Here is a 15,694-nt window from a genome sequence, read left to right as displayed (position 1 = left end):
TATTCAGTCTCAATTCAATTGTAACCTTCACTAGGCTATCTTCCGTCTTCTATCTTTTCTAAACAAAGCTTCTAAAAACGGTGTAACGCAATAGAAATTCAATAAACAACAACAAACAGGCAAGAATCACCAAGGGGCGAAACTTTTCTTGATGGTTGTAATATTTGAATTCCTCTACATCGGTTTTTTCAAGCTTATTGATTTCACTGTATATTTCTTCTAGCTTTTTATTATTGGTGGCCCTAAAATACTTTCCACCGGTAACATTCGCTATTTCCTTAAGCAATGCTTCATCAATTTCTACGGGAACGCGGGCATATTGAAACTGTCCGGTTCTGGGGTCGATGGCCACTGGCGATAGTGCCGTACCGTTAGTGCCCAAACCAATGGTGTATGTTTTTATGCCATATTCAACAGCCAATTCGCTGGCAATTTTAGGGTCGATAAAACCGGTATTGTTTACGCCATCGGTTAACAATATAATAACCTTGCTTTTGGCTTTACTGTCTTTAAGTCGGTTTACGGCAGTTGCCAACCCCATGCCTATGGCTGTTCCGCTTTGGATGGTTGTGTTGTATTTAATATCCCTTAACGAACGCAGTACGATGGTTTTATCGCTGGTAACGGGCGTTCTAGTATAACTTTCACCTGCATATTCAACCAAACCAATGCGGTCGTTGGGTCTGCCCATTATAAACTCAGAAGCTACATTTTTTAGGGCTTCTAACCTATTGGGCGATAAATCTTTAGCCAACATACTTCCAGAAACGTCGATTGCCATAACAATATCGATGCCCCTGGTGGTTTTTGTTTTGAATGATACATCAACCGTTTGTGGTCGTGCCAATGCGGTAATGATTAACGCCAATGCCAATAAACGCAACACAAATAGTGCATGTTTAAATTTTGGCAATAAAGAAGGGGTGGCTTTAAAGCCCTTTAGACTTGATATTTTTAGTTCGGCGGTTTGTTTTTTGTGCTTAAAAAAATACCATATCAGTGCTAAAGGCAGTACTAAAAGCGCCCAAAACCATTGTTTATTTACAAACTCAAAACCTTCAAACATTATTCTTCTGCTTTTTTAAGTTCAACTGAATTTAAAATGCGCTCCACCATTGTATCGGCATAGGGGTCGTTTTCACGCCATGCCAAAACCAGTTGTTGTAGCACGTTTTCCGAGGTAAACGCCAGCATTACATAATGGCCTTTTTCTTTTTTATTGGGGACTAACGATGGAAAATCGGCAGTACCAAATACCTTCAATCCTTCTGCGCCATTGGGTGTTACAAACTTTTCGTGCTTAACCACCATATTTTGAACACCTTGCGCTTCCCAGGTTTTAAAACTTCCTTCAATGGCTTTTTCTAAATCAATACCTCCTTCACCTATATTTTTGTATTTGGAAGTTGCTACAACCACGTTAAAATTATCGATTAAGCTGCCATACCCAAATAAGGTCATGTCCACCTGTTGTTTTACCTCATCGGGCAAAGGTGCTTCCATACGCTTTAAAACTTTGGGCGTTGAAATAAATACTGGCGGCACTCCGTAGGCACTGTTTACCCATTCGCCTTCCAAAAGCTCGATACTTCCGTGGCCAATAATTGTATCTTTTACATAGGCAAACCCGTATTTTATGGAAAAGCCCACCAGGGTAACCAATAACAGAAAAACGCTTATTAAAACCGTAATAAGGATTTTTTTGCGTTTCTTCTTGCGTTCCAGAGTTTCCCTGTATTTTTCGTCTAGCAGCTTTTCTTCTTCATCGGGTTCAGGAAGCACTTCCTTTACATGGTCGATTTCCATATCAATGGTATTTCTATCGAATTCCGCAAGGGCGATATCGGGTGCCGACTTTGCGAATTTCACCAAATCGGCTCGTTTTAAAATGCTTTCAATGTTTTTTATGGTTTCTGGATTCAAATCAACTTGATTGCCTTCTTTTAATAATCGCAAGCGGTTGATGAGCTCGTCGGTGGTACTTTCCAAGGAATGGTCGTAAACCTTTTCGTTAAGATATTTTCGAATAATGAGCGTTAACTCGGAATAGTATGTTTTAAGTTCGGCCTGTTTTAGGTAATCACTTTCATCTAATTTTTTAAGTGCCAATTTCGCTCTATCATAGGGTGGCAAAAGAGCGATTTGTTCTGCTTCGGTAAGCGGTTTTTTACGCCAAATGAACCAATACAGTAAAAACCCGATAATACCTATAATTAAAAGGGCCAACAGTAGATGTTTCCACCAATTACTGCCTTGTTTTTTAACTTCAATAATGGGTTTGATGTCGTAAAGTCCTTGTTTTGTGGTGTCGATTACGACGTTCTTAACTTCTACTTTCAACGAATCGGTGAAAAACGTTTTGTCGCCGATACTAATTTTTTGTCGTGGAATGGTGTATTTACCAGAGTCGAATTGTGTTAATCCGTATTTCTTTATTAGGTTGAATTTATCTTTATTCTTAACCGTATCAATAGGATAAGATTCTATAACTTCTAAGGGTGAGAAGGATGGCCCTTCGGGGAAAACCACAAAATCTGAAGCATTGGTTTCAACAGAAATTTTATAGGTAATTTGCTGTCCTATTTTGATTTTTGAAGAATCGATGCTGGTTTTTACTTGTGAAAACGAGAACCAAGATGAAAGTGCCAAGACGAACGTAAAAAAGGCCGAAGACCGAAGACCGAACACCATCGTTTTCATATTCATAATTCGTAATTCGTAACTCATAATTCCTTTATCCTCTTCTTTTAAAATAGCCCAACATTTTTTTAACGTAGCTTTCATCAACCCTACAATCAATGGTGCCTGCACCCGATTTATTGAAGCTCTCCTTAAAATAGTTAACCTTTTCTTGGTAAAATTTACCATAGTTAAGCCGTACTTTTTTTGAGGCTGTATTGACCAACTGGAGTTCGCCGGTTTCTTCATCTTCCATTTGAACAAGCCCCAAATTGGGAATGTCTTCCTCTCGTTTATCATACACCCGAATGCCCGTTACATCGTGTTTACCCGAAACGATTTTCATGGTTTGCTGGTAATCGTCTGAAATAAAATCGGATAGCACAAACACGATGGCTTTTTTCTTCATAACGTTTTGCATGAATTTTAAAGCTTCCGATAAATTGGTTTGTTTGCTTTCTGGTTTGAATTCTATCAATTCCCGGATGATGCGCAATACGTGAGAGCGTCCTTTTTTTGGCGGAATGTACAATTCAACTTTATCTGAAAACAAAATCAAGCCTATTTTATCGTTATTTTGGGTTGCCGAAAAGGCCAAGGTTGCAGCAATTTCGGTAACCACTTCGTTTTTGAATTGTTGCTCGGTACCAAAAAGTTCAGACCCCGAAACATCAACCATAAGCATCATGGTAAGTTCGCGTTCTTCTTCAAACACTTTTATATAGGGCTCGCTGTAACGTGCGGTAACGTTCCAATCGATATTTCTAACATCATCACCAAATTGGTACTGGCGCACTTCGCTAAAGGTCATTCCACGCCCTTTAAAGGTAGAATGGTATTCGCCACCAAATATGTGATCGGACAAACGGCGTGTCTTGATCTCTATTTTCCGTACTTTTTTTAGTAATTCTTTAGTATCCATAACCCCCTGACCCCCAAAGGGGGGAATTGATTGCGGTTAAATATTAATTTGAAACAGTGTTAAACATGATATTGTTTTCAGCCCTTTTTGGCACTACTTATTGCGTGCGAATTCCCTCTTCAGGGTTATGGGCTTTTTTAAGGCACTTCAATCTCATTGATGATTTTGTTGATGATGTCCACTGAAGTTACATTTTCGGCTTCCGCTTCGTAGGTAATACCAATTCTGTGCCTTAAAACGTCGTAAACAATGGCGCGTACATCTTCCGGTATCACGTAACCACGGCGCTTGATAAAGGCGTAACATTTGGCAGCCGTAGCTAAATTGATACTGCCACGAGGTGATGCCCCAAAAGAGATTAAAGGTTTTAGATCTGCCAATTTGTATTTTTCGGGGTAGCGGGTAGCGAAAACAATATCGAGAATGTATTTTTCAATTTTTTCGTCCATATACACTTCGCGCACCACCTGTTGTGCTTTTAGTATTTGCTCAACCGAAACCACGGGGTTTACTTTATCCCAAGCACCTTTCATGTTGGCACGCATAATAAGTTGCTCTTCGGCTATTTTTGGATAATCGATAACGGTTTTCAGCATAAAACGATCCACCTGGGCTTCTGGCAATGGGTAAGTGCCCTCCTGCTCTACAGGGTTTTGGGTGGCCATTACCAAAAATGGCTTATCTAAAACAAAGGTTTCATCGCCTATGGTTACCTGTTTTTCCTGCATCGCCTCAAGTAATGCCGATTGCACTTTTGCAGGTGCTCGGTTAATCTCGTCGGCCAAAACGAAATTGGCGAAAATAGGGCCTTTCTTTATGGAAAAATCGTTGGCCTTCATGTTATATATTAAGGTACCCGTTACATCGGCCGGTAATAAATCGGGGGTAAACTGGATTCTGCTAAAACTGCCGTGAACTGCTTGCGCCAAGGTATTGATGGCCAATGTTTTTGCGAGCCCGGGAACCCCTTCAAGCAAAATATGCCCCTGACCCAACAAACCAATAAGCAAACGCTCAACCATGTGTTTTTGACCCACAATGACCTTGTTCATTTCAAGCATCAGCAAATCAACAAAAGCACTTTCTCTTTCAATTTTCTCGTTAATGGTCTTAATATCAATTGTATCTTCCATCATAAATATTTTATTTTAAAGCCCGAATATAGTGAGGTTATTTGAGCACTGCAAATTGTTAAAATTTTTCGTTTACCCTTGTTAATGTTTGGTTAAAAAAAATGGGCCTTCCAGTTAATGTTAGGTTAAAACCGTAAGTAAACCATAAGCTATTCGATAATAATCGAAGTTTTGAGTATTTTTAGGGTTGAATTGAAACCGGTAACTTATAGCTGGTTATTGATTTTTACGTTTTTTAGCCGAAACCCCTTCAAAACTTATTAATCATTAACCCAATAACCTTAAAACGAAACAAAAAATGACAAAAACTGCCCTCATAACTGGTGCCACTAGCGGTATTGGCTATGCCACAGCTTACGAATTTGCAAAACACGGCATCCGTTTAATTTTATGTGGAAGACGTTTAGAGCGTTTAACCACCATACAAAAAGCTTTAGAAAATTTAACCGATGTACACATCCTGAACTTTGATGTGCGCGATAAAGAAGAAACCTTTAAAGCCATTGCGTCGTTACCGGAAGCCTTTAAAACCATCGATATTTTAATTAACAATGCCGGAAACGCCCATGGACTGGACCCCATAAACGCGGGCAGTTTGGACGACTGGGACGCGATGATGGATATAAATGTAAAAGGCTTGTTGTATGTAAGCAAAGCCATTATCCCACAAATGACCGAGCGCCAATCGGGGCACATCATCAATATTGGCTCGTCGGCAGGAAAAGAGGTGTACCCAAAAGGCAATGTATATTGCGCCAGCAAACACGCGGTTTTGGCAATTACCGAAGGGATGCGCATGGATTTGAATCCGTATGGCATAAAAGTAAGTGCCGTAAACCCGGGGTTGGTTGAAACCGAATTTTCAAAAGTGCGCTTTAAGGGCGATGCCATAGCCAACACGGTTTACAAGGGCTTTAAGGCATTACAGGCGGATGATATTGCCGAAATCATCTATTTTATGGTTTCACGCCCCAGCCATGTGAACATTGCCGATTTGCTGGTGTTTCCCACGGCACAGGCCAGTTCAACGATTGTTAAGAAAGAACTATGGGCATAAGTATTACCCATGTATTGGGGGTGCTAACTGTAAAGCTTTGGCTTTAGTTAGTAGAACCCTGTATTTATTATCTGACCAATTTTTTAATCACAATAGAATTTTAAACTAAAAACATGAGATTCCCGCCTTCGCGGGAATAAAAAAGATGATCAACAAACGCCTACTCATAAAAAACCTCTTATCGCATAACGATGAGAATAGCTTTTACGATAAAAAGCGTAAAATTGATATTTCCTTTAAAGAAGGCAAGGCGAAGTTTTTAAAGCATATCTGCGCGCTTTCAAACAGCAACCCCAAAAACAATTCTTATATCGTGATTGGCGTTGAAGATGTGGACAACGCCATTGTGGGCGTCGATTTTTTCGATGATAGCAAAATCCAGAACCTCATCAATGCCTATTTAACCAACCCGCCCATTGTTCAGTACGAAAACATACCGTTTCCGCATTTGCCCGACCATAAAGTGGTGGGGCTGGTAACCATTCGGCCTACCGGAAAAATCACCTCCTTGCGTAAAAATATTTGGAAATATTATGGCGGCTCGGTGTTTTTTAGGGATGGCAGCATGAGCATGCCCAAAGTGTTCGATATTGAAATTAAGGATATTAACTCCAAAATAGTCGAGGCCATTGAAAACAATTCGCAAAACAATATTGAGCACACCTTAAACGGCGTTTTCGATTTTATGAAAACCCGAAAAGACTATAACCCCAAATACAAGGTTTTTAAAGAGTATTTTGTAGTGTGTTGGGCAGGACAAAAAAAGGTTGTAAAGGAAGAAACCTTTTATTCGCGGGTCGATATTGAGTTGATAAACGAACAGGTGCGTTTGTTTTTTTCGGCTTTGGATGAAGTTGCCATTTTTATTGATGAAGACACTTTTAAAATTATTGAATATGTGAATTTAGGCTTCCAAAACTCCAATAAATATTATCAACTAGAAGAAACCATCATTCGTTTTGAAAATAATGCCAATTATTCCATCGACACAAAATTATTATTCGAGGCTCCACAATTCGACAAAAAAACGCTTTACCACATTTACAATACCACCAATGCCATTTTGGAAAAATTGAAAAAAGGACAGACTTTTACCAAAAACGAAGAATTGGATTTAAAAAATTTACCGGTTACCTACCTTATTTGCTACCTTAACCTATTCCATGAGGCCATTGATAAACTGGAAGAAGCTAAGCCTTACTTAAGGGAATACAATGAAGAATTGTACCGTCTCTATAAGGAAGCCATGCGCATTTTAAGAAAAGTTAAATACAGTTGATAACCTTGTTGAAAAGAATTAATCTTAAATTAATATAACTGCTTCATTTCGTGCCAAAAAAGACATAGATTTGCAATGCTATTAATCTTTTCTAATACAACCTTGCTTCTCCCTATATAGTTTAGGCATTGGAGCAAGGTTTTTTTTATATAAAATCCAATTGATTAAAGGTTTTGTCCAGTACTTTGGCATCATTTACCTCCAACCATTTGTTTAAAACCGTGGCGTAAATGGTTCTAAAATCAATTTCAAATTTTATATCACCGCTCTCATCTAAATCGGTTAAATTGCTTAAATTATTGTACAGGCCTTGTTTTTTTAGTTGATTGCCAATAATAAACACATTGTTTGCCGTACCATGGTCGGTACCAATACTGGCATTTTGGTTAACGCGTCGCCCAAATTCTGAAAAAGTCAAAATCAACGTATCCTTAAACGTGTTGTTAGCCTTCAAATCCTGAACAAAGGCTTCAATTCCTTCGGCATAGGTTTTCAACAAACGTTTTTGAGTAGCTAACTGATTGACGTGCGTATCGAACCCGCCCAACGACCCATAAAACACCTTGGTTTCCAATCCAGCATTGATAAACTGCGCCATGGTTTTTAATTGGTTGGCAAATGCATCGTTGGGATAGATTTTGGTGCTGGAAACGGTTTTGGTAGTTTCAAAAATATATTTGGCTGAAGATTGGGCCTCAATCATGGTTTTGTACAGGTAGCCCAAATTATGGTCGCTTAAATGGGCATCGCCCATACGATTGGTAATATTTTTAAAAAAAGGCTCTCTTGCCAAATTGTAAAATGCCTTGGCATCTTGCGTGGCAATGGCGTTTAGGGTTTCTCCTTTCATGGCCAACGATAAACTATCGTCAATCTCAATAGCGTTGTAGGGCTGTTTGCCAAAGTGGTCCAAATACCTGCCAATCCAGCCGGTTTGGGAATAGGTATTGGCGTCGGTGGCCGTTTGCCAAATATCCATCGACCTAAAATGCGACCTGTTGGGGTTTGGATAGCCCACGTTGTTTATGATGGCCAAATGGCCCGCATCGTACAGGCGCTTTAAGGGCGCTAAACTTGGGTGCAAACCTACCTCGTTGTTTAGGGGAATGCTTTCGTTTTTCTGGATTCCTAAAACGGGGCGTGCTTTGTAGTATAAATCGTTCTGAAAAGGAATAACGGTGTTAAGGCCATCGTTGCCGCCGGAAAGCTGTATGATTACCAAACGCTTGTACCCTAAAGTACCGCTGGCCACCTGTTCAAACGCCTTTACAAAACTGGGAACAAAAAACAGGCTGCTCGCCAAGGCTGAATGTTTTATAAAATCTCTTCTGTCCATGATTAACACATTTGATATTCGGGTAACGACATAAGTTGAATACAATAATCTTGTTTGGATGTTTTTTCCAATCCATCCAAATAGGCATTAGCAGGTTTGTGCATATCGCAAGCCAACACATAACTTTTCAGGTCCTGGATGGGCACGTTTTTATAGTGCTCGTTAAAAGTTTCCCAATGCGCTGTGGTAGCGAATTTTTTTCCGTATTGCTTTTGAAAGATTGCCTTGGAAGCCTCGGCAACAGCATCAATATCGCCTTGTTTAACTTTTGAAATATAACCCTTATTGAGCAACAACGATGGCAATTTTAGGCGCAGTACGATGGTATTGCTATCTATCCAGCTCCTGCCACCCTTCCAACCGGCCACGTTTGGCGGGTCGAGCAAGGTTTGACCCAATAATTTTTGGAGATAAAGTTCCTGTTTGGCATTGTTGAAGCTAACGGGAACCATGGTTTTTATGCCCACCAAAAATTCTATGGGCGACTTAATTTTGCTGCCCCGGTTCTGTTCCTCATAAAACCAATCGGAAAGCAATACAAAACGCATCAGTTTTTCGATATCATAATCGGCATAAAACACTTGGGCCATCTCGTTTACGCGGACTTCATCAAGGGTATCGTTTACAAAATAACGGTATATTTTTTCGCAAATAAAGTGCGCACATTGTGGGTTTTCCAAAATGATTCCAATAATGGCATCGCCATCAAAATTTCCTGTTTTTCCAAAAAAGGTCTTGTTGCCTTCATCGTGTTGGCGTTCCCTAAATACAAAATCGCCTTTTAAATCATGGCCATAACCGGTAAAGGCTCGGGCACTTTCCTTGATGTCTGTTTCAGTATAATGGCCAACGCCCAAGGTGAACAATTCCATAAGCTCGCGGGCAAAATTTTCGTTGGGTTTTTGTTTTTTGTTTTGTTTGGTGTTCAAATATTTTGTCATGGCCGCCTCTTTTGAAATGGCCATCACAAAATCCTTAAAATTGCCCAAAGCGTGCGCCCGTAAGGTATTATGGAATTTTTGCGTGTATATAAAATTATTGTCTTCGCAAACAAAATGGTTGGCCCAAAACAGGGTCATTTTTTCCCTTAACAGGGCGTTGGTGGTGGCAAGCCTGTCAATCCACGCGGCATTGAGCTCTTTGGTTTTTTCTTTGCTGAGTTTTAGGAAATCCCTCATATTGTCCTTCATATCTTCGTAAGGGGCGGCCATCAGGGTTTCCAATTCGGTTGTATCAATTTTTAAAGGTTCTACGGTTTCCGAAGCCTTAAAAAGAGCATCAACCACTTGCTTTTTATTCTTTTTGGCAAGCAATGCTAATGGCGATGGCGCAATGCCAAAACCAATGCGCCAATATAAATGTTGAATATGTTTCCGGTCCATCATTTTTTACTGTTTTGAAATTTCCATTCTTTAACCTCTCATGTCCTTTTAGACTTTAACTTAGCAAAAAGGTTTAAAACGCTTTTGGTCTCATCGCGGTTGTGAAATTACTTCAAACACAAGCATTAAGTATCGATTAAAGTTACTAATATTTGTTTAAATTTGTTTTAGTGCTACATTTCAAAAAACGCTACATAAATAACAGTTTTATGAAAATGAGCACATAAAACCAAAAACAGGGATGTACTTTATTAACAAGAACAAAGCATACGCTTCTTTTATTTTAATTCATCCTTCTTATACCTTCAAGCCTATGCTGTTCAAAAAAATTTTCACGGTTTTAACCATCATTATTTTAGTAGTTTCCTGTAAAAAGAAAGCAGTTGAAACCGATAATCTGTTCAAGTTTCGCGACTACATAAGCTATACCACGAGTGGGTTGGTTTCGGTTGCAGACCCGATTGAAATTAGCTTAGCTAAAGAAGTCGCCGGTTGGGAAATGGGCAAGGAACTTACCGAAAACCTTCTAACCATCACGCCGCATGTGCAAGGAAAATTAACTGTTGCCAACAGCCATGCGCTGCTTTTTACGCCCGACGAACACTTGGAACCTTCTACGGAATATACGGTAAGCGTAAAACTAAACGACCTTTACAAAAACGTACCAAAATCCTTTAAAACTTACACGTTTCAATTTAAAACCATTACGCCAAATTTCAGTATCGTTACCAACGATTTGCAATCGTACAGCAAAAATTGGCAGTATTTAGAAGCGGTGATGCGTTCGGCAGATGTGATTTCGCTTACAGACGCTAAAAAGTTGGTGGAAGCCTACCAATCAAACAAAAAACTTTCTGTTGTATTTAATGAAGCGAGTGCACATGCCCGCGTTTTCGAGTTTAAAATTGATAGCATCCAGCGTAAAATGGAAGATAGCGAAGTGCTGGTAAAATGGCAGGGCGATGCGATAAAGGCCGATAACAAAGGTGAAAATAAGGTGAAGATTCCGGGGGTTAACAACTTTAGCATCGTGAAGGTTACAGTCATCCAATCGCCAGAACAATGTTTGTCGATTAACTTTTCCGACCCGCTAAAAAAGCAACAAAATTTTGATGGCTTGGTAACGCTTCAAGGTGTGAAAAACCCGAAATATGTGGTTGATGGCAATGTTTTAAAAGTATATCCCGATACCAAATTGGTGGGCAACATTCAGGTAGATGTGTTCCAGGGCATTACCACTACCGATGGCATCAAACTTAAAAAACCGTTTTCAGAACTTATTGCGTTTGAGGATTTAAAGCCCGAAGTGCGCTTGCTTACCAACGGCACCATTTTGCCCAATTCGCAGGAACTCAAGTTCAATTTTGAAGCGGTGAACTTGAGCGCTGTTGAGGTGCGCATCATCAAGATCTTCCAAAATAACGTCTTGCAATTTTTGCAGGACAACGATTTGAACACTACCAATTCATACAATATCCGGCAAGTAGGCCGCCGCATTGCCAAACAGACCATCCCATTACAGTCGGCCGCAGAAAATACCGGCAAATGGAAAGCGTACAGCATCGATCTTTCTAAATTTTTCAAGGCCGATGCCGGTGCTATTTACCGTGTGGAAGTAAGTTTTGATAAAAGCCATTCCTTATATAACTGTGATGACAACGCAGTGCTTTCAAACCCAGAAAATGACGAAGAAGACTATTATGATGAAGACTATTATGAAGACGATTTTAACGAAAGCACAACCCCCGAAGATGAGGAACTGCGCGAAGAAGCCTATTGGGACAACCTAACCTATCGCTACAAAAATTACCGCTACAACTGGCGCGAGGAAAACAACCCTTGCCACGAGGCCTATTACAACGAGTCTAAAATAGTGAGCCAAAATTTATTGGCATCCAACTTGGGCGTTATTGCCAAACAGGGCGCCAACAACACCTATTATTTTGCGGTTACCAATATCTTGACCACCAATCCGGAGGCGGGCGCTACGGTAAAGCTTTACAATTTCCAGCAACAGGAATTGGCAAGTGCCGTAACCGATAACGAAGGGTTGGTACTGGTGGATTTAAACAAAAACGCCGCTTTTGCCATTGTTTCCAAAGGAAAAAATAGCACCTACATAAAATTTGGCGACGGCAACTCCTTATCGTTAAGTAAATTCGATGTGTCCGGAAACAAGTTGGAGCGTGGTCTCAAAGGTTACATTTATGGTGAACGTGGGGTATGGCGACCAGGTGATACCTTGCACCTTACTTTCATGCTGAACGACTTTGCAAATCCGTTACCCAAAGGGCATCCGGTAAAAATGGAAATAAAGGACCCTAACGGAAAATTGGTCTATAAAAACGTAACCAACGAGCATTTAAACAACTTCTACAAATTTACGGTGCCAACGGCCGCCGAAGACAAAACAGGAAATTATGTTGCCAAGGTATCGCTTGGTGGGGCTTCCTTTTACAAAGATTTAAAAATTGAAACCGTAAAACCCAATCGTTTAAAAATAAAAGTAGATTTTGAAAATGAAATACTTACCAGCAAAGTGCCGTTAAAAGGCAACTTAGAGGTGAAATGGCTACATGGTGCCCCCGGAAAAAACCTAAAAGCGGAAGTGAAGGCGAAATTCAGTAGTGCATCAACCGCTTTTAAGAATTTTAAAGGCTATGTTTTTGACGATCCTACCAAGCAATTCGATACCGAAGAAATCAATGTATTTGAAGGTACCGTTGATGGGGATGGTAAGGCAAGCATTACCAACAAACTGGAAATTGGCAAAAATGCCCCGGGCATGCTGAACGTACAGTTTTTGGTCCGCGCCTTTGAAAATGGCGGCGATTTCTCCATGGATGCCTTTACCAAACCATATGCGCCCTACGAATCGTTTGTTGGGTTGCGTGCCCCCAAGGGCAATGAGTACGGCTCATTTTTTACCGATGAAAACCAAACCTTTGATGTGGCCGTGGTTGATGCCAACGGAAACCCCATAAAACGCAACAATTTAGAAGTAAAAGTCTATAAAATTGAATGGCGCTGGTGGTGGAACGCATCCTACGACAACCTATCGAGTTATGTATCGAGCAGTTACCACAAACCGTTTTACGATACCAAAATCAATACCGACGCCAATGGCAAGGCATCCTTCAAATTGAACATTCCCGACAACGAGCGCGGGCGTTACCTTATTCGTGTGTCCGACGCTGTGAGTGGCCATGCCACGGGACAAACCGCTTACTTTTATAAAAATTGGTTCGCTCCTGCAGGCGACAAGGAAGCCGCCAAAATGCTGGTGTTTTCAGCCGATAAAGACAACTATAATGTTGGCGAAACGGCCAAAATTAAGTTCAAGTCAGGCAGCGAAGGCAGGGCCTTGGTAAGTGTTGAAAACGGTACCGAAGTATTGAGCTACAAATGGGTAAAAACCAAACAAGGCGAAACCACGGTTGAAATTCCCATCACTTCTGAAATGGCGCCCAATGTATTCATCAACATTTCCCTGTTACAGCCACATGCCATCACAGCCAACGATTTGCCCATACGTTTGTACGGCGTTATTCCGTTGATGGTAAAAGACCCAAGCACCATCCTGCAACCACAACTTAAAATGCCCAATGTCCTGCGGCCAGAACAAGCCTTTGAGGTGTATGTTTCAGAAAAAAACAAAAAAGCCATGACCTACACCATTGCCGTCGTGGAAGAAGGTTTGCTGGATTTAACGCGTTTTAAAACCCCCAATGCCTGGGATGCCTTTTATGCGCGGGAAGCCTTGGGCGTAAAAACCTGGGATGTTTTTGATGATGTTATTGGCGCCTATTCCGGTAGCATCGACCAAGTGTTTGCCATTGGTGGCGATGGCAATGCCGCCGCTGGAAAAAACAAAAAAGCCAATCGTTTTAAACCCGTGGTTACCTTTTTGGGGCCATTTTACTTAAAAGCGGGCGAAACCAAAAAACACAACATCAAGCTGCCCAATTATATTGGTGCGGTGCGCACTATGGTGGTTGCTGGAAACCATACAACCAAGGCGTATGGAAGTACCGACAAATCGGTAGAAGTTAAAAAACCGCTCATGGTATTGGCATCGCTGCCGCGGAAATTAAGTCCCGGTGAAAAAGTAACCCTTCCGGTAACCGTTTTTGCCATGGAAAACAAAGTGAAAAACGTAAACATCAGCTTAAAATTAAGTAAAGGTATTTCAGTGGTTCGTGAACAAACAAAAAACCTGTCGTTTGCAAGACCCGATGAACAAATGACGTACTTTGAACTGGACGTTAGCAAGGCAAAAGGCATCGGTACGGTGGAAGTGGTGGCAACGGGCAACGGCGAAAGATCCACGTACAAAGTGGCACTGGACGTTATGAACCCCAACCCGATTTCATCCAGGTCGTTGGACAAAACACTTCCGGCCAATGCCAACGAAACACTCAATTTTTCAACCTTTGGTGAAACGGGCACCAATGCAGCAACACTGGAATTTTCAACATTGCCACCTATGGATTTTTCACGGCGTTTGCAGTATTTAATACAATATCCGCATGGGTGCGCCGAACAAACAACCTCTGCCGTTTTTCCGCAGTTGTACCTCAACGATATTTTTGATTTAACGTATGATAAAAAACAGGACATAACATCCAACATCAAAAATGGCATTTCCCGATTGGGACATTTTCAGCAACCTAACGGCGGCATGAGCTATTGGATGGGCGAAACCACGGCCGATGATTGGTCCACCAGCTACATAGGCCATTTTATGCTGGAAGCGGAAAAGAAAGGCTTTGTGTTGCCGCTAACCTTTAAAACCAATTGGTTGCGCTACCAAAAACAGGCCGCGCGCGATTGGCAACCCAGTTATAGAAGCTATAATTCCGATTTGGCGCAAGCCTACCGATTATATACCTTGGCACTTGCCGAAAATGCCGACTTGGCAGCCATGAACCGCCTGCGCGAGTTTACCGAACTTTCCAACGAAGCCAAATGGCGATTGGCAGCGGCCTATGCCTTGGCGGGCCAAAAAGAAGCGAGCAACCAAATTTCAAGAACTGCCAATATTAATTTTCAGCCATTAAAATACAATTATTATACTTATGGATCTGTTGATAGAAACCGTGCCATGGCCCTGGAAACCATGGTGCTTACCAAAAACCCTAAAATGCGCGAGCTTGCCGAAACCATCGCCAAGGATTTGTCAGGCAATAATTGGATGAGTACGCAAACCACCGCCTACAGTTTGTTGGCCATGGCAAAAATGGTTAAGGCCAATGGTGGCAAAGCGCTAAACGTTTCATACACCCTTAACGGCAAAACCGAAACCATAGCCACCAAAAGCGCCATTGCACAACGACATTTGAAAATTCTGGAAGGCAACAACACACTTTCCTTCACCAACAATAAAGACAATCTTGTGTATGTTAGGGTGTTAAACTCTGGCAAATTGCCTTTGGGGCAAGAGTTGGCAGAACAACGCGGGCTAAGCGTTTCGGTAGTCTATAAAGATTTGAAAGGCAACAAAATAGACGTTTCCAAGTTGCAACAGGGTCAGGATTTTGTGGCTTCGGTAAGCGTGAGCAATCTTAAAAACGCCTACATCCAAAACCTTGCCCTCACGGAAGTGTTCCCTTCGGGTTGGGAAATCGTCAATACGCGTTTTACCGATTTTGGCGATAGCGTTATCAGTCAAGCACGTTATACCGACATTCGCGACGACCGTGTGAATTTTTATTTTGATCTGGCAGAAAAGGGCAACCGCAGCACCAAAACCTTTAACGTCATGTTGAACGCATCGTACTTAGGTACTTATTATTTGCCCGGAATACAGGCCGAAGCGATGTACGACAACGACTTTTTAGTGCGCACAAAAGGGCAATGGGTTACGGTTGAAAGATAATCAACATTCCTGCGGAAGCAGGAATCTT

At 41.2% G+C, this 15,694-nt stretch carries 9 protein-coding genes; 3 read left to right on the top strand and 6 right to left on the bottom strand.

All coding sequences use genetic code 11. The features are described from left to right. Positions 1-58 precede the first annotated feature (58 nt). The 4 genes from GQO80_RS04065 to GQO80_RS04050 all read right to left on the bottom strand — a co-directional run bounded on the left by GQO80_RS04065 (position 59) and on the right by GQO80_RS04050 (position 4,737). Positions 59-1,066 carry a vWA domain-containing protein gene (locus GQO80_RS04065; protein ID WP_157207052.1) on the bottom strand — a complete coding sequence of 336 codons (1,008 nt, stop codon included), beginning with the start codon at positions 1,064-1,066 and terminating at the stop codon, positions 59-61. Then, positions 1,066-2,727: a BatD family protein gene (locus GQO80_RS04060; RefSeq protein WP_232333111.1), complete on the bottom strand. Its 1,662-nt coding sequence runs from the start codon at positions 2,725-2,727 to the stop codon at positions 1,066-1,068. The genes GQO80_RS04065 and GQO80_RS04060 overlap by 1 nt, the downstream gene beginning before the upstream one ends. 7 nt (positions 2,728-2,734) lie before the next feature. Then, complete coding sequence (locus GQO80_RS04055; protein ID WP_157207051.1) at positions 2,735-3,601, bottom strand: DUF58 domain-containing protein; 867 nt, start codon at positions 3,599-3,601, stop codon at positions 2,735-2,737. A gap of 137 nt (positions 3,602-3,738) precedes the next feature. Then, complete coding sequence (locus tag GQO80_RS04050; RefSeq protein WP_394350991.1) at positions 3,739-4,737, bottom strand: AAA family ATPase; 999 nt, start codon at positions 4,735-4,737, stop codon at positions 3,739-3,741. A gap of 295 nt (positions 4,738-5,032) precedes the next feature. Here GQO80_RS04050 and GQO80_RS04045 point away from each other — a divergent pair, with 295 nt between their 5' ends. Continuing rightward, positions 5,033-5,791, top strand: coding sequence for an SDR family NAD(P)-dependent oxidoreductase (locus tag GQO80_RS04045; RefSeq protein ID WP_157207050.1), 759 nt, complete (start codon positions 5,033-5,035; stop codon positions 5,789-5,791). A 145-nt stretch (positions 5,792-5,936) separates the two neighbouring features. Further along, entirely contained in the window at positions 5,937-7,070 is a 1,134-nt protein-coding gene (locus GQO80_RS04040; RefSeq protein WP_157207049.1) for an ATP-binding protein, read from the top strand. Between the two features lie 145 nt (positions 7,071-7,215). Here the strand turns inward: GQO80_RS04040 and GQO80_RS04035 are convergent, their stop codons facing one another. Both GQO80_RS04035 and GQO80_RS04030 read right to left on the bottom strand, forming a co-directional pair. Further along, entirely contained in the window at positions 7,216-8,406 is a 1,191-nt protein-coding gene (locus GQO80_RS04035; protein WP_157207048.1) for a DUF1501 domain-containing protein, read from the bottom strand. A 2-nt stretch (positions 8,407-8,408) separates the two neighbouring features. Then, the gene (locus GQO80_RS04030; RefSeq protein ID WP_232333110.1) at positions 8,409-9,791 is read right to left on the bottom strand and encodes a DUF1800 domain-containing protein; all 1,383 of its coding nucleotides are present in this window, start codon (positions 9,789-9,791) and stop codon (positions 8,409-8,411) included. Between the two features lie 310 nt (positions 9,792-10,101). Here GQO80_RS04030 and GQO80_RS04025 point away from each other — a divergent pair, with 310 nt between their 5' ends. Further along, the gene (locus tag GQO80_RS04025) at positions 10,102-15,666 is read left to right on the top strand and encodes an alpha-2-macroglobulin family protein (protein WP_157207290.1); all 5,565 of its coding nucleotides are present in this window, start codon (positions 10,102-10,104) and stop codon (positions 15,664-15,666) included. Positions 15,667-15,694: the final 28 nt, after the last annotated feature.

The organism is Mariniflexile maritimum, assembly GCF_009746565.1.
GTDB lineage: Bacteria > Bacteroidota > Bacteroidia > Flavobacteriales > Flavobacteriaceae > Mariniflexile > Mariniflexile maritimum.
This window is presented reverse-complemented; position numbering and strand designations above follow the sequence as displayed.

Excerpts from the sequence above, each read along its gene's own strand:
- GQO80_RS04045 (WP_157207050.1), top strand. The coding sequence starts at position 5,033 with ATGACAAAAACTGCCCTCATAACTGGTGCCACTAGCGGTATTGGCTAT.
- GQO80_RS04050 (WP_394350991.1), bottom strand. The coding sequence starts at position 4,737 with ATGATGGAAGATACAATTGATATTAAGACCATTAACGAGAAAATTGAA.
- GQO80_RS04025 (WP_157207290.1), top strand. The coding sequence starts at position 10,102 with ATGCTGTTCAAAAAAATTTTCACGGTTTTAACCATCATTATTTTAGTA.
- GQO80_RS04065 (WP_157207052.1), bottom strand. The coding sequence starts at position 1,066 with ATGTTTGAAGGTTTTGAGTTTGTAAATAAACAATGGTTTTGGGCGCTT.
- GQO80_RS04035 (WP_157207048.1), bottom strand. The coding sequence starts at position 8,406 with ATGGACAGAAGAGATTTTATAAAACATTCAGCCTTGGCGAGCAGCCTG.
- GQO80_RS04030 (WP_232333110.1), bottom strand. The coding sequence starts at position 9,791 with ATGATGGACCGGAAACATATTCAACATTTATATTGGCGCATTGGTTTT.
- GQO80_RS04040 (WP_157207049.1), top strand. The coding sequence starts at position 5,937 with ATGATCAACAAACGCCTACTCATAAAAAACCTCTTATCGCATAACGAT.
- GQO80_RS04060 (WP_232333111.1), bottom strand. The coding sequence starts at position 2,727 with ATGAGTTACGAATTACGAATTATGAATATGAAAACGATGGTGTTCGGT.
- GQO80_RS04055 (WP_157207051.1), bottom strand. The coding sequence starts at position 3,601 with ATGGATACTAAAGAATTACTAAAAAAAGTACGGAAAATAGAGATCAAG.